At 31.4% G+C, this 15,812-nt stretch carries 12 protein-coding genes and 1 pseudogene; 2 read left to right on the top strand and 11 right to left on the bottom strand.

Features of this window, described 5'->3' with window-relative positions:
* Positions 1 to 27: 27 nt before the first annotated feature.
* A complete protein-coding gene (locus GJV76_RS12275; protein WP_196216229.1) occupies positions 28 to 1,710 on the bottom strand; it encodes a DUF6035 family protein in 1,683 nt (560 codons plus the stop codon).
* Between the two features lie 191 nt (positions 1,711 to 1,901).
* Between GJV76_RS12275 and mobC the strand changes: the two are divergent.
* Both mobC and GJV76_RS12265 read left to right on the top strand, forming a co-directional pair.
* Positions 1,902 to 3,848: pseudogene (gene mobC, locus GJV76_RS12270) on the top strand (conjugal transfer protein MobC); the annotation flags it as partial.
* A 175-nt stretch (positions 3,849 to 4,023) separates the two neighbouring features.
* Positions 4,024 to 4,494 (top strand): JAB domain-containing protein, encoded by a 471-nt coding sequence (locus GJV76_RS12265; RefSeq protein WP_155092905.1) that lies wholly within the window; start codon positions 4,024 to 4,026, stop codon positions 4,492 to 4,494.
* A gap of 394 nt (positions 4,495 to 4,888) precedes the next feature.
* On the opposite strand, the gene GJV76_RS12260 is transcribed toward GJV76_RS12265, so the two are convergent.
* From GJV76_RS12260 to GJV76_RS12220, 10 genes are all read right to left on the bottom strand, one after another.
* Positions 4,889 to 5,911, bottom strand: a complete 1,023-nt coding sequence (locus GJV76_RS12260; protein WP_155092904.1) for a cytochrome-c peroxidase — start codon at positions 5,909 to 5,911, stop codon at positions 4,889 to 4,891.
* A 90-nt stretch (positions 5,912 to 6,001) separates the two neighbouring features.
* Positions 6,002 to 6,868 (bottom strand): MbnP family protein, encoded by an 867-nt coding sequence (locus GJV76_RS12255; protein WP_155092903.1) that lies wholly within the window; start codon positions 6,866 to 6,868, stop codon positions 6,002 to 6,004.
* A 24-nt stretch (positions 6,869 to 6,892) separates the two neighbouring features.
* The gene (locus GJV76_RS12250) at positions 6,893 to 8,881 is read right to left on the bottom strand and encodes a TonB-dependent receptor plug domain-containing protein (protein ID WP_155092902.1); all 1,989 of its coding nucleotides are present in this window, start codon (positions 8,879 to 8,881) and stop codon (positions 6,893 to 6,895) included.
* Positions 8,882 to 8,886: 5 nt separating this feature from the next.
* A complete protein-coding gene (locus GJV76_RS12245; RefSeq protein ID WP_155092901.1) occupies positions 8,887 to 9,804 on the bottom strand; it encodes a hypothetical protein in 918 nt (305 codons plus the stop codon).
* 313 nt (positions 9,805 to 10,117) lie between these two features.
* Entirely contained in the window at positions 10,118 to 10,447 is a 330-nt protein-coding gene (locus tag GJV76_RS12240; RefSeq protein ID WP_155092900.1) for a hypothetical protein, read from the bottom strand.
* A gap of 355 nt (positions 10,448 to 10,802) precedes the next feature.
* The gene (locus tag GJV76_RS12235) at positions 10,803 to 12,161 is read right to left on the bottom strand and encodes a c-type cytochrome (protein WP_230381551.1); all 1,359 of its coding nucleotides are present in this window, start codon (positions 12,159 to 12,161) and stop codon (positions 10,803 to 10,805) included.
* Positions 12,162 to 12,168: 7 nt separating this feature from the next.
* Entirely contained in the window at positions 12,169 to 13,614 is a 1,446-nt protein-coding gene (locus tag GJV76_RS12230) for a c-type cytochrome (protein ID WP_155092899.1), read from the bottom strand.
* A 172-nt stretch (positions 13,615 to 13,786) separates the two neighbouring features.
* Positions 13,787 to 14,698 carry a helix-turn-helix domain-containing protein gene (locus tag GJV76_RS12225; RefSeq protein WP_230381550.1) on the bottom strand — a complete coding sequence of 304 codons (912 nt, stop codon included), beginning with the start codon at positions 14,696 to 14,698 and terminating at the stop codon, positions 13,787 to 13,789.
* Between the two features lie 63 nt (positions 14,699 to 14,761).
* On the bottom strand, positions 14,762 to 15,136 hold the full coding sequence (locus GJV76_RS15735) for a hypothetical protein (RefSeq protein ID WP_196216228.1): 375 nt from the start codon (positions 15,134 to 15,136) through the stop codon (positions 14,762 to 14,764).
* Positions 15,137 to 15,613, bottom strand: coding sequence for an SCO family protein (locus GJV76_RS12220; RefSeq protein WP_230381552.1), 477 nt, complete (start codon positions 15,611 to 15,613; stop codon positions 15,137 to 15,139).
* Between the last annotated feature and the right edge of the window lie 199 nt (positions 15,614 to 15,812).

Here is a 15,812-nt window from a genome sequence, read left to right as displayed (position 1 = left end):
AAATAAGACTCTCTTGAGCAAACCTCTTTAAAATGACCTTGAGAGGTTTAATTTGGAAGTTATGTAATCTTTAAAAATATCTGGATGTACTTTAAAAAGTATATTATAGTATGTTGAATCATTTTCTTCATTAATTAGACTATTTAGTCTATTAGCTATTGTTTTCTTTTTATCTACTTTTTCTAATTCAACACCTAATTTTGTTTTAGTTAATACATAAACAAAATATTGATGAAGGCTCTTGTTCTGATTTAGGACAAGTATTAAATACTGAACCCAATTTTTAAGGTTCTTTCCAATTATTTGCATTCTTTTGGCAGATTCAACAAATAAAAGAAAGCTAAGTATATTTCGTACTTTATCCAGTTCTTCTAACCTCCTAAAATTAGAATAATACATCCATTCAAGGTACTTTGAATCCCAAAACTTCCCCACTTTTGAAACTAATAAATCTTTATCCTGTTCAGTAGGCTGATAACCACGATAGAAAATAAACTTTTCAACTTTGTAGAGTCTTTTTAATAAATAATCATTATCATAGATGTAATCCATTACTCCCTTTCCTAAGTTATCCCTTACATTTATATCGAAGTTAAAGTTCTTAGTTGTTAGCAAGAATTCAACTATATTCATTGAGCTTACCCTTTCTTCTTTCCCAAATTGATATTCTCTTATATAATACAAAATAAGAGGAACTCCTTCTATGTTCATATTCCAATTCACTGAAGAGTTTAAAAGTTCTACTTCCAGATAATTAAACCCATCTACTTCTTTTTTTATTCCATAAAAATTCCAACCTTTATTTCTATAAGTTCTTACTTTTCCTAACAAGTTTTTGATTCTATCTTCTGACTCCTTTTTTCTAATTTTTCGATCTTCTTCTTCCTTTTGATCCTCTATGTTTTGCTTTATTTGAACTAATTCTAGTTTTTTACTATTAAGCTCAGTATTAAAAAGATAATACAAACAATAATATTCAGTACGATTAAAGGATAAATCACCCAGTGAAATATCTTTTTTCATCCATTTACTATGGACTTCTTTATTATTATAGATAAATGCTTGCTTATAATTACACGTAAATACAAGTTTTTCATTCTCATGATCTGCAATACTAAACAAATTGTGATCACTCCAAACATGCTTTATATCACGTACATAATTATCTAAATCTACAGGTAAACTTTTTAAATCTATTATCCAGATAAGATAAATTCCATTACTTTTATAAAAATTATATCTGTGTTTAATATAGTGCAATGGTAAACTAGACAACTGTATTTCAAAAGCTAGTTTAAATCCTTTATATTCACAATATACGTCAGGTCTTCTTTTACCACCATTTCCAAAAATAAACTTTGAATCAATATCTATAGAACCAATAACTACACCTGGTTCTTGTATTAATAATTGTCCTAATTTATTCTTTAATTCTTTATGCCTTGGGCTTTCTCTATTATAAGCATTAAGCTTATAACTATTAAGTAAATCTTTATTTGATTCGACTTCAGAGTCCTTTAAAATACAATACTCAGAGTTTTTATTATGTCTAAAATAGACAGTATCCCTTTTACTATTAGAACACACTAACTTTTGGTTACACTCACTACACGAAAATCTAATAGTATTCGAATTGTATTGATTTCTTATTTCAAAACCATCTTTTTGAGATTTAATAATACTATTTAAATCTATAATTTTCTTTTCCACATTATCATAAACATAATCAATACTTCTCTTTTGTTTACTCATCTTATGTATTCTGTTGATATTAAGTATTAGCAATTTAATTAAAATAAAACTATCTATCTAACATAGCCAAACAAAACCACTGCATTCCATTACAAAGTACTTTCTTTAATACAATTCTACTTTGAATAATTAATAATAATTCATTTGGTATGCAATCAGAAGACGATTTAAAAGCCCTTGCAAAAATACTAGCATTTATGCGAGCAGTAAGTATTCTACTTATGCTTATGCACCTTTACTGGTATTGTTATTCTTTCTTTTTAAATCTTGGAATAACACATACTGTTGTAGATCGAATATTAGTTAACTTTAATAAGACAGCAGGACTGTTTTCTCATTTACTTTATACTAAACTCTTTTGTTTGGTTTTACTCTCTTTAAGCCTGTGGGGAGGCAAAGGCGTAAAACATGAAAAGATAACTATATCTAAAATCACTTTTGTTTTTACAATTGGTTTTAGTTTGTTCTTTTTCAACTTCTTTTTACTTGAATTTGGATATTCTTGGAGCGCTGTCCTGTATATAGCAAGTACGTTCTTAGGTTATATCTTACTTTTGGTATCCGGTGCTTGGATTAGTAGGCTCCTAAATGATAACCTTATGCAAGATGTATTCAATTTTGAAAACGAAAGTTTTATGCAAGAAACCCGCTTAATCGAAAATGAATACTCCGTAAATTTACCTTCGAGATTTTACTACAAAGGCAAATGGAACAATGGTTGGATAAACATCGTTAATCCATTTCGGGCGACTATCGTTCTTGGAACTCCTGGTTCTGGTAAATCTTATGCTGTGGTCAATAACTTTATCAAACAACAAATTGAAAAAGGATTCTCCATGTATATCTACGATTTTAAGTTCGATGATCTATCAACCATCGCTTATAATCATCTACTACTACACAAAGATAAATATAAGGTTGCACCTAAGTTCTACGTCATAAACTTTGATGATCCAAGTCGTAGCCATCGTTGTAATCCGATTAACCCGTCTTTTATGACAGATATATCTGATGCCTATGAATCAGCTTACACTATTATGCTGAATCTAAACCGCTCGTGGATACAAAAACAAGGAGACTTCTTTGTGGAATCGCCTATTATTCTACTGGCTGCTATTATATGGTTTTTGAAACTTTACCAAAATGGAAAGTATTGCACGTTTCCTCATGCTATTGAGCTACTTAATAAAAAATATGCAGATGTGTTTACCATTATTACCTCCTACTCAGATTTAGAGAACTACCTCTCTCCTTTTATGGATGCTTGGGAAGGTGGAGCCCAAGATCAGTTGCAAGGGCAAATAGCTTCAGCTAAAATACCACTGTCTCGAATGATATCGCCATCGCTGTATTGGGTAATGACAGGAGATGATTTTACGTTGGATATTAATAATCCAAAAGAACCTAAAATACTATGTGTAGGAAACAATCCTGATCGTCAAAACATTTATTCTGCGGCACTTGGACTGTATAACTCACGCATTGTAAAACTAATCAATAAAAAAGGACAGCTTAAAAGCTCTGTCATCATAGATGAATTACCAACGATCTACTTTAGAGGTCTTGATAATCTTATTGCTACTGCGCGTAGTAATAAAGTAGCAGTGTGTTTGGGGTTTCAAGACTTCTCACAACTCAACAGAGATTATGGAGATAAAGAAAGTAAGGTAATTCAAAACACAGTTGGAAATATCTTCTCAGGTCAAGTAGTTGGAGATACCGCTAAAGCGCTCTCAGAACGCTTTGGTAAAATCTTACAAAAGCGACAAAGTATATCCATTAATAGAAATGATCGTTCTACCTCCTTCTCTACTCAGCTTGATACGCTCATACCTGCATCTAAAATAGCAACACTTACTCAAGGAATGTTTGTAGGGGCTGTATCTGATAATTTTGATGAGCGTATAGAGCAAAAGATATTTCACTCAGAGATTGTAGTCGATAATGAAAAGGTCAGTCAGGAAATGAAAGCCTATCAAAAGATACCTCAGATAATTTCTTTTTTAGATGCTAAAGGAAATGATACTTTAAATGAGACGATTCAAGCCAATTACAAGCAAGTTAAACTTGATATTGAGTCAATTATTGAATCAGAANAATGGTTTTTATTTTTTATCAATTATATCACTAAGCTAGGTAATACTTCGCGGTTCGCTTTCAAAAAATTCCCCCATAAATGCTTGACCTTGTCTTCGCTTTATTGCGTTGCTTTTTGCACTTGCTTAAGCATTACCTGTAGCTGCTCCATAATTAATTTAAAAATATAATATTATGGAAAGTACAGTTTTAAACAGCAAATGGTTAGTGGCATCAGAGATTGAACTAATCTACAAATCTAAAGTTAAAACATCTGAAAGACCTAAGATTGTATCGTCACAATCTGCTTTTGAAATAGCCTTAAAAGCATGGGATGAAAATAAAATTGAACTACTAGAACAGTTCAAAGTACTAATGCTGTCAAACAGTAATAGAGTACTTGGTATACTTGAAATATCCTCAGGTGGTATTACAGGAACTGTGGTAGATCTTCGATTGATCTTTGCAGCGCTTTTAAAAACAAAAGCTACTGCTTTTATCATAGTTCACAATCATCCTTCAGGAAAATTAAATCCAAGTGAGGCAGATAAGCAAATTACTGCTAAGATTAAACAAGCAAGTCAAGTGCTTGATATTGCTCTTTTAGATCACTTAATAATAACACTTGAGAGTTATTACTCTTTTGCAGATGAAGGTGTCTTATGACGCCTTTTATATAAATTTAATTTTTACTTTAGACAATTTTACATAAAAATAATACCATCCATGAAATATAATTGATTCAAAAACTCCTAACTGTAAAACCGATCTTGATTTTTACAATAAACATCTCAAAATATAAAGTTGTCTTATTTATTACATTTTGACACATCATATTTTATGTAATATAATATCGCTTATAGAAAAAACTAGTAGAAAATTTTCTATATATTTTTAATAGCTTACATTTCTAGAGTTTTATTTTAAAACAAATCAATTCTCAATTCCTAATTAATAAAAACTAATATTTAATTAGACTAGTATAATATTTAACAAATACAGAAAATGAGTAGAACTTACCACACTATATTCTATCATCAAGAATAAAAAAACAAAGGCATTACCTACTTATAAAATTTTTATCACTTAATGTTAGCATAAATGCAACTAGAGCTTCTTTCTCTGCTTCAGAAAGTGGAATGCGGTTGCCATTATCTTTAAAAAAAGAATCTAAATTTTCAGCCTCTAACACTCCGTTATTCATATAGTCTAAGAGTTCCTTCAAAGAAGCAAACTGGCCAAAACTCCCATAAGGAGCTGTGTATTCAATATTTCTGAGTGAAGGTACTCTAAAACTCATATAATCGGCTAGATTTCCTGTTACTCTTGCTCTTCCAGCCTCATTAGTATCAATATTTACAGGAAATCCTATATTTCTAAAACTTTGATCCGTAAATAACGCTCCACTATGACAGCTAATACATTTTTGTGTAAACACCTCGTATCCATAAGACTCTAAAATAGTAAATTTTTCCTTATCCTGCTTTACGCGATCATATTTACTATCCGCAGAGATTAATGTATATTCATATTGAGCTATACTTTTATAAATCCTTTCTGGCGTAATAGTTTCATCTCCAAAAACTTTTTTAAACAATACTTTGTATCCTATATCACTACTAATTTTTTCAATTACTTCCAAAATAGAAGAATTCATTTCTTCATGAGTAATAATAGGGACAATAGGTTGATTTTCTAATTGAAGTTTACTTCCATCCCAATTGTAAGACTTCATAAAAAGTAAGTTCTGAATCGGTGGAGTATTACGAAGTCCTATCCTTCCTTCAATTCCTACTGCTTTTGGGTTATGATCTGCAAATGCAGAAGCTTGTATATGACAACTAGCACATGAAATACTATTATCTTTACTGAGCCTCTTATCGGTAAATAGTTTTTCTCCTAGTTCAGCTCCATATTTTGTAGGTCTATTTTTTAATGCTGCGGAATTCCATGCTAGAAAACCACTAGGTATAGGCAACTCTATTTCAGGATTATCTAAATCCATATATACATTCTCATCCTCACTACATGCTGCCAAAAATAGCACAAGAACTAAAATACTTAACTTTTTAATTTTTATCATTTTTAATACGTATTAAAAACAAGGAAATTAGATATAAAAAGAGCCATTAATTTAATAACGACTCTTTTTACTTATTAATTAATTAACTAACTATTTTACACTAAGAATTGAAAACATTCCGCTTACATCACTTGTGCCATTTCCTCCTAAATTATCTACAAACTTAACCATTTGCAAAGCAGTATGAATATTTGGTGTTGCATTGTCATTCATACCTGTACCTGTACTTAGTTTTATTGTGTTTGATTTTCCACTTAACAATTGATCAAAATCAGCTTTTATAACTATTCTAGGCGAAGAACTTCCTACCACTGCATTATTTGGTAAATCCAAGGTAATATCTCTATAAGCATCAACACCTTGAGTTTCTTTACCGTCCTCTCCGTTTTCTACTGTACTTCCTGAATGAATAGACATTTGTTTTTTATCTGCCTCATAAAATCCTTCAATTTTTGTAAAACGATAACCTGTTCCCCATTCCCACATCATTTCTGTGTCATTCGCTCCAGCATTTGCATAGAAAACTGGGAATTTCACTTGATTTAACGTATTCAAGTCGCTTCTTACTCCTAACCCAAATTTAATTTGCTTGTACTCTCCAGCAGGGATATTATTCAAAACGTAGCTAAGTGTCGATTCTTTAGCTTGATCAATTACCGTAGCTCCATGATCTAAATCGTTTACATTATAAGGTATTTCCCTTCCATCGTTTTTAATTAAGCGAATATTACTGATTACATACTTTAATTCAGAGAACTGATGTACCTGTCCCTCTGCAGATGTATTTACTGAGGCAGAAGCAGATGTTGCATCACCAAGAACAATCGTCTTATCCTTAAACGTATTATTGAATTCTAGGATAACATTATTAGCTGCAGGGCTACTATCATCACTTGAACAAGAAACAAGGGCTAATGAAGCCACAGATACTAAAAGATACTTTTTAAAGTTTTTCATTTGTTTTTATTTATTAAGTTTATTTTAAAAATTGATTTTAAAAGAGGTGAAAATATTACGCCCCATTCTTGGTATATTTCCCCAATCAGCATAAGTACTGTAGTACTCGTTTAGTAAATTTTCAGCTCCTACTTGAACTACTGCTTTAAAATTATTGACATAAAAGGTATAATCAATAGATGCATTCCAAACCGTATAAGAAGGAGTTAAGCTTTCCCCATATTCAGGACTAAAGTCTCTTTGTTTCAAATCTCCATGAACAGAAGTTTGTATTCCAAAGTCTCTATATGAATAATGCAAAGCAGTATTATAGCTAAAAGGTCTTATAAAGGGTAAATTTCCCTTTGTATTGTCTTGCCCTTTTGCATAGGTAACATTACCTTTCCAGTGTAAATTATCTAGGATGTGATAATCTGCTGTAAGTGCGAAATTAAATAAGGTTGCATAGTCCAAAGAAGTATATCCTTTTACTCCAACAGATTGATAATTCATCGGGCTTCCCAAGCTTAAGATTCTCCCAATGATGTAGTTTTTGATATAAAAATAATTCACCTTAGCTTGCAGAGAAAATCTTTGATCCTTATATCCCACACTTGCATTTATTTCATTGGAGATTTCATTTTTTAAATCTGGATTTCCTATATAATCATATCGATCATAGCTATTGTAAATATAATAGCCATAAGCTTCAGACACAGAAGGTGCTCTATGACCATATCCTGCTCCAATCGAAAAGTTAAATCGATTGACATCTATTTCATAATTTGCATGTAAACTAGGTAAAAATCTAGTTTTCTCTTGAGGTGCTCCTGGGTGAAAGATCCAGTTAAAATCTACATATTTAGAATAGTTGTAATTTACCCCTATTGATCCTCCAAAGTTTACTCGATTCGCTTCGGAAAATTCAACTGTATTATTTAAGGACAACCCTGCATAAGTAGTAGTAACCCAAGGCCAACTATAAGCAAACATCGTACGTTCAGTTCTATCTTGAGGATACATGCGCATCTCAGCAATAGATAAATTATTATAGGCATTTAATTGGAGTTCAGAAGAATAATTCCCTTGTTTAAAATTAGCCTTAGACAATAAGCCATAGGTCGTACTCCATCCTGGCATATCCATGTGGACTAAATTCTCTGGGCGTGTCGTATCATCCATATAGTGTTCAATGGCGTTGTAATACACTTTCGTATCCCATACTTTGATAAATTGATCTTCAAATAACTGCTTGTACGACAAGGAAGTAATAATCGCACGAGATAGCCATAAATCCATTGGTAAAGCAGGGAATCCCACATCCTTCGCTACATCAAAAATAGCATCCAATCTCACTGAGGACAATTCGGATGTTTTATAGGCTAATCCTAGGGAAGTATTGAATTTTTTGTATTGTGAGTGTTTCACCTCATCATTATTCCCATCTTTATAGTTACTCGCTTCTCTATAGGCTATACTAGCATCACCTGCTAGTTTTTTTCCAGAAAAAGATACATTAGCTAGGTTAAAAAATTGCTTATTATTAAACTCATAGCCTGTTTGATAGCCCCCTGCCCATGGATTACTTCTTCCAAAAGCAGTCGTCTTTCTCTTCAAATCAATACTACCAGCAATCGTAGATCCATGCATTCCACCTTCTTGTCCAGATTTAATATCTATGGTCGAAAGATTGTTGCTCTCTACATAAGAAGTAATTGGATCCATTTTATCCGTACATGCACCAAAAATATGCATCCCATCAATAGTTAAAGTAGATCGCTCTGTACTCATGTTATTAAGCATCGGTTCCCAAGCATACGCTCCGCGTTTAATAAAACTAATTTGCTCGGAAGAAGCCAAAAACTCATCTACAGAAACAGCCATTTTCATTTCTGTCTCAATCTTTTTCTTTTTTTCAACCAGCATTGATATCTCTTCTAAAACTGTCGATACACTGTCTTGTTTTATTTTAGTTTCTTGCGCAAGAACTGCCGTTGAATATCCTAAAATTAATAAAGTCGTTAAAATTCTCATAACCATTAAAATAAGGTATCAATGAATAATTCACTTTTTTTCCCCTCCACTCCAGGAGTAAAATCTGTTGGCACTTTAGTTCCTTTTAAGATAAGCCCTGCTTTATTTAACAAAATAAAGTTCAATGTCCAATTTCCTGTCATGGTATAATTTACAATGCCATAATAAAATCCATCTTCTTTTTGCACTAAATCCTTATTATGAGGTGAAGAGTGATTCCCCATTGAGGGCTCCGGCATGCGCGGATCTAACAATAGCGTATAATCCTCAGCTAATACATACTTATCTTTAAAAGTAGGATCGTTTTCACCTACTGCGGTATTGGAAGAATCCAACTTATATATAGCAGCAACCAGTTCGTTTTCTGCTACCTTTGGTTTCAATGGAGCAACTAAAGCAATCAGATAACTTTCCGTATCACTTCCTATAAAGGATGTCATATTTAAATTTTTATTTACCTGTTTTTCAACAGCAATAGGCTGACTTACCGTTAGGGTTCCATTATCATCTTCCATAGTGATGGTTATTTTCCAATCTCCTTGGGTACTCTCCTGAGTAAAAACAGAAAACCCCTTATATACCTCTTCGGCTTTGTCATACGTCAACGCATATTGATTTGGGCAGGTCTCTTTATTTCCTTCTAAAGTAGTTAAGACGGGTAAAAAAGTAACTTTTCCCTCCTGAATGGGCGCTTGAGTGGTTGCCTCCGTAATTCTTAGTCTAATTTCATTATATCCTTTATAAAGCTTTCCATGTAAAGCTTCTACACGAATATGATAGCTTCCTTTATCTATAGAAACTACCTCTTTAAACTCGTAATCATCAGGAACAACCGTATTGTTTTCTGATTCAAAATCTGTCTTGTCTATAGTACAAGCCGTAGTAAGCATAAACATTGCTACTATCCAAATAAAAATTCTCATTGTAGTAAAAAAGATTGTATTAGATATTACACCTAAAAGTTTGGATAGTAAAAAAACAAAAATGTTTCTTTTATCTCCAACCAAATAGGCCGTGTTTGATAGTTCAAGCGTGCGATCACCTTGAATTATCCTACAAAAAATATCAAAATACATTGATTTAAGGGCATTGAATAAAACTATACAATACCTAGATTAAACAAATTTCCTTTGTTGTTTCAGGATAGATTATCACGATATACCACACAGGTCTGAATCTCAACCTTACGCATTGAGTTCACAAATACAGTATCACTAAACCATCCCTAAAAGAGAACTAGACTGGAGGTCTGAAAAGAAAATTCGAAAAGGAAAAATAATATTCGTTTACCAAAGCAAAAAAAGCTTTGAAGCTATAAGTTTGAAACGAATAAATAGCAGTTTTATTTAGTACTTCTTGAAAGTACACAATTTGTATTTCAGCCGATGCGAAATTGCTTTTACTTTTTTCTTTGCCAGAATCTGAAGCATTCGCCATTTCTTTTTTTAAATGACACTTCCCATTACATTTCATTTCTGGCTTATCTTTATTTACGCAAAGTTCATTTTTGATATAATCATATAGCACTACATATTCAACAACTGGAAGTACCGGTTTGAATAACATAAATAAGGATAATATGACAATTGCGAATTTCACGATGCAAAAATCCTACTAATTTTCTTCATTACAAAATTTAGTATTGTATATGTAAATTAATTGCCTGATTAAATAAATAAAAGGAGTGCTTAATGACTATCACACTCCTTTTTACTTACCAATATTAAGAGAACTATGGGTGCAATAGGACTTTATAACTAATAGAGCCCTCTAATAAATTGGTAATTTTGATCTAAATCATTATTCTGTTTATTTAGCTCTTTGTTCTTACTTACTCTTAAGGCTAAAAGATTTATATCTATCAAATTTTTAATACAAATTAAAAATAAACTTATTGCTAAAAAGATTAATACAACTTCCATTACTCGTTATTTATCGTTAAAATATATTCAGTTAATTTATTCATATCATCATCTGATATTTGTGGAAATCCAGGCATTTGAGGAGCATTTTCGCGCTTTTTACCTGGAGATTTAATCCACTGTACAAGCGCTGTTTTATTGTTTATATAAATTTCTCCCATCTCAGTTACAGGTGGACCTATAAGCATCTCTTTTTCTTTATGACATGCTGCACAATATTGATTAAATACTTTTTTTCCTAAATCTGCAACAGACAACTCTTTACTGTTTTCCACTAACTCTTCTTGTTTTTTATTTTCTAGAATCTCTCTTTTTCTATTCTCAAATTCTTCCGTTCTTAATTTCACTAGCTTCTGATGTGGCTCTAACGCATTAGCTCTATAAATTTGTCTCCCTGACCCCATAAAAATTACAGTAATTGACATAAGCATTACCACTTTATAGAAATTTTTACCAATCTCTTGTTTAGGCGCTTGTAAGCCTTTCCACATCATCCACATAGCAGGAAGTGCTAAAGCAACACCAAAAAAAATAACCAAAATAAGTGTCCAACTAATCCCTTTTGAAGGAAGTGTAAATAATACTATAGGACCGATTAACATTTGACCTATCGAAGCTATAAGTGCTAATGAATACCCCATTTTTTGAATCTGATATCTTTCAAATCCTGGTAATACTTGTTCGAAAGGATAGCTTTTTCTTGACATATACCAAAACAAAAATAAACCTGTGACAGCAATCGAAGCAAAAATAAAGTGAAAGTATCTTGGAAATACATTTGGAAGAGTCATAGCACTTAAAAAACCTTTGATAACTCCCCATTTTTCAGGAAATAACATCAAATTAATATTTGTAAGAAATATAAAAGGAATAAAGAGTAAAATTGCTGTAGCTACTGCTAGAATAGAAATGTGTACTGCCTTGTTCTTTTCAAACAATTTCCAAGTATACTTATGCAAATACGTCAATAAAAAGGCAATGGCAACTAATGGGATTACCGCAATCCAAACAAGTCCTGTTAAAGCATTTGCAGAATAAAAATATAGGGTATAAAGAACATTGATACTCAATAAAGGAGCTACCCCTAAAACAACAGCGATACTTTTATTAACTGTAATAGTTGCTGCTATTTCTTTTGCCAGACCATCAAATTTTTTATCTTTAAGTCCTCTAATTTGCGCCCATAGCGATAATAACGTTCCTCCTAACATCAAGTTAACAAAAACTAAATGTGCTAAAAAGGATACAACTAGAATTAGTATTAATAACCATTCTGGAAGTGGTAAAGGAAGAGGAAGATCTTTTGGAACTGGTACACTCGTACTTAAAGTAAGCCAAAAACTATTCATTGCTATCATTTGTTTTTTAGTTTTGTTGTTTTTTAATTAACGCTTCTACACTATAGTTTGGATTAATATCAACCCCTTTTGTTTGCGCTCCCTCTATTGTAGCTCTTGTATCTTGCAAATATCTAATGAATACAGCTAAAGCTTCTGCCTCAGCTTCATTACCGGGAAATGGAGGCATATAATTTCTCCCCGTATGCATGTTTGGCATATAAGCTTTCATTGTATTTACATTTAACGTGTCTTTCGTTCCCATCATCCTTTCAAATACATCTACTACACTATTAACTCCTTGACCTGTATGACATCTACTACATGCAAGCATAAACACTTCCTCTCCTGCTTGTACTTTATTCTCTTGTGTTATTTCAGAAACTGAAGTATAAGTAGCATGCTTAAGCACTCCTTCTTTTTGGTAAACAGGATAATCCTCTTCCAATAGTAAATTGGAATACATATACTGTCCAATTACATAAGGTTTACGAACGAATTCTCTTACTCTCTCAAAAAATCCCAAAAAAGCAAAAACAAATAATACTGGTACTACAACCATATAAGCCCGTACTATTCTTGCTCTTATTACCCCAACAGTAGCGATAACCACAGCTAAACTAATACCACCTATAATAATATACTTCAACAAATTATAGTATTGGGCAAAATCAATAGTTCCTACAGCAGTACTCATATTAGCAGTCATACCCTCAGGAATAGCTTTATAATAAATATAGGCTCCAAGTAAGGTAAATGGTGACCAAAAAATAATCCATTTTGAAGCAGCTCTTATTGCATAATGGCGGATTTCATGTTCTTTTTTTGCAAATAATGTTATTAGAAATAATCCAAAAACACCAGCCATTAACATAGCCATAGGCGTCCTAAAAAACAATTGAGGTAAATAGAGTGGATTGGTAAATCCATTGATCAGATTTGGATTATTTGTCCAATTGCCTGGATCCATCATAAAACCTAAAATAGCAACAATAATTACCATTGTAATCCAAGAGGCTAAACTCAAAAACCAACCAAATCTAATGTGTCTAATTTTTGCTTTCAAAGAAGAATTACTATTTTTCCAAGTCAAAAAATAAATCATGATTAATACAACTTCTGTAACAAATACAAGCCATTCGGTAAACCATGCCCAATAGAAAACTCGAATTAAAGAACCTATGGATGTAGGACTAATTAACGATGCTGAAAACCATATACCTACGCCCGTTAATGCTCCTATGGTTGTTGTTATAATGAAAGCAACTTTCATCATTTTATACACCATTTGATCCCATTTTAGATCCGTTATTTGATTTTTAGAACTCTTTCTTATCCCTTTTTGTTCTAGCCAAGTAACAAAAGGAATGAAGCCAACTGCTAGTCCGTGATTGATGATAACATGCAAGGTCGCAATACCTGCAATCAACATCCGATTATTAAGCCAATCGAGATGAAACATTGGAAAATCCATAAATAATGTTGTTTATTTTGTTTCAGCAAATCTCTTATATAATCTCCGTTTTTATGGTAAACAAAAAAAGCAGATTGTTTAATAAAACAATACTGCTTTTTTTAAATTAAAATAAAAACATTAATAAAATAAATCATTAAAATTTAAAAAATCAATTATATTATTTAATATATTATTCTTCAAATATACTTTTCCTATACTGTTCAGGAGTCTGATTCGTTGTCTTTTTAAAACTCGTAATAAAATAGGACGGATGGTCAAATCCTAATTCAAGAGCAATTTCATTAACTGAGCTGTTAGTGTATTTTAATAATCGTTGAGCTTCTAATATAATCTGTCGTTGTATAAGACTTCCAGAGGTTTGACCTATTGAATTTTTACATATCTTATTCAAATAGTTTGTACTAATATTTAGCATTTCTGCATAATCAGAAGGAAGTTTATGAGTTTTAAAATTTGATTCAATTAGTTTTTGAAACCGCTGAATTTTATCTTTAACTGGATTATAAAGATTCTCCGTTTTTACAGGGACGTATAATCTATCAAAAGAAACTAACAAAACATTCAAGTAAGAACGTAAAACTTTTTTGAATGCTTTCTTTTTAGAAGCATGTTCATCCAACATAGAAGATACTATTAACTCAATTTTTTTTAAATAAACGGTAGATAATCGTATCGAAATCCAAAACTCCTCATTTAAATAAGGAAATTGATGCAGCACATTATTGTTATATCGCAACGAAAAAAAATCTTCATTAAAACATATAATTTTTCCCTTGGCTTCTGTATTAATAAATATTTTATTTATACAATTTGGTTTTATAATAATAACTTGTGAATTATCAATACATAACTTTTCATTATCTATGGTAATTTCACCATTTGCTTTTTCTAGTACTAAGATCATATAAAAAGTATTTATATGGGCAAATTCAAGTAAAGGATACTTTTTAAGGAGCCCTTCTATGGAGTCAATCCAAAAATCACTAGAACTATCAAACATACCAATATTGCAAACAGGTAATCGGCTAGTTTGTTTCATTTTTTTCTTCCAAGTTTTAATTAATTCTTCATTTCTATACATAGAATATAAAATCACTAGATCTAAGTCTAGATCTAGCAAATTTTAATTCCATCGTCCAAAAAACTAAACGAGCTCTGGAGGTTGAAAAACAGAAAAAACTAATGATGAAATTAGAAATTCACAAAAATATTCCGGGTAACTAAGTAGATAATCAAGCGTAAAGCTGATACCTTCTTCAACAAATAAACTCTGACAAAACAAAGGTTGGAAATCGATTATTTTTATATTTGGCAGTTCTTGTTTCTTATCTAAATCAGCAGACAATTCACTCTGAAGATAGCATTTCCCATTACAAACGGGAATCATATCAAATCTGTTGATACAAATATTTTTTGCAATATAATCTTGATTTATATAAAATGAAGTTAGTATCCAAAAACTAGAAGTATTTTGGTAAATAAAGGATAACAGTACTAAAACTAAAATACTTTTCTTCAATTAATCTAACTTTTCTTGGAGTAAAATTTCAATTTCACTTATTAATCGATCTACATCTTTTGCATTTGTTCCATCGTAGACCCCTCTTATATGTCTTTGCTTGTCTACTAACAAAAAGCCACCACTATGCGCATAACCACCGGGAACCTCTTTGTTTTCATAAGCTTGTGAAAAATATCCTTTTTCGGCTAATTGATGAATATAGTCCTTTTCACCATGTAAAAAGAACCACTTCGTTGCTTCTACACCTAACTGATTGCTATACGCTTTTAAAGCAGGAATGGAATCATTTTCAGGATCAATCGTATGGGAAGCAAAAAGAACATTCGAGTTGTCCTTATAAATATCATATACTCTTTTAAGTTCCATATTCATTATGGGACAAATAGTAGGACACTTTAAAAATATAAAATCAGCTATATATATTTTATCTTTAAAACTAGTATTAGTAATTGCAATGCTATCCTGATTTGTCAATTGAAAATTAGGAACCTCAAAATAATGTTGAACTCTTTCTCCATTTTCCAAAACTACTTCTTTATGATTACCTAAATAGGGCAATTTTACACTCTTTTTTTGACAAGAAAAGAGTACAATAAAACTAAAAAAAAATAAAATTATTTTCTTAAACTCAATATGTATGTCTTCAAACTAATGTAGACTTTTAGGACGTAAG

It is taken from the genome of Myroides albus, assembly GCF_009711045.1.
GTDB lineage: Bacteria > Bacteroidota > Bacteroidia > Flavobacteriales > Flavobacteriaceae > Flavobacterium > Flavobacterium album_A.
Note: the sequence above shows the minus strand (reverse complement) of the source record. Positions and strands in the feature narration are given on the sequence as shown.

Bases quoted from the DNA above. Each gene is read 5' to 3' on its own strand.
- GJV76_RS12235 (WP_230381551.1), bottom strand. From the start codon at position 12,161: ATGATAGCAATGAATAGTTTTTGGCTTACTTTAAGTACGAGTGTACCA.
- GJV76_RS12255 (WP_155092903.1), bottom strand. From the start codon at position 6,868: ATGAAAAACTTTAAAAAGTATCTTTTAGTATCTGTGGCTTCATTAGCC.
- GJV76_RS12240 (WP_155092900.1), bottom strand. From the start codon at position 10,447: ATGTTATTCAAACCGGTACTTCCAGTTGTTGAATATGTAGTGCTATAT.
- GJV76_RS12225 (WP_230381550.1), bottom strand. From the start codon at position 14,698: ATGTATAGAAATGAAGAATTAATTAAAACTTGGAAGAAAAAAATGAAA.
- GJV76_RS12260 (WP_155092904.1), bottom strand. From the start codon at position 5,911: ATGATAAAAATTAAAAAGTTAAGTATTTTAGTTCTTGTGCTATTTTTG.
- GJV76_RS12245 (WP_155092901.1), bottom strand. From the start codon at position 9,804: ATGAGAATTTTTATTTGGATAGTAGCAATGTTTATGCTTACTACGGCT.
- GJV76_RS12265 (WP_155092905.1), top strand. From the start codon at position 4,024: ATGGAAAGTACAGTTTTAAACAGCAAATGGTTAGTGGCATCAGAGATT.
- GJV76_RS12250 (WP_155092902.1), bottom strand. From the start codon at position 8,881: ATGAGAATTTTAACGACTTTATTAATTTTAGGATATTCAACGGCAGTT.
- GJV76_RS12230 (WP_155092899.1), bottom strand. From the start codon at position 13,614: ATGGATTTTCCAATGTTTCATCTCGATTGGCTTAATAATCGGATGTTG.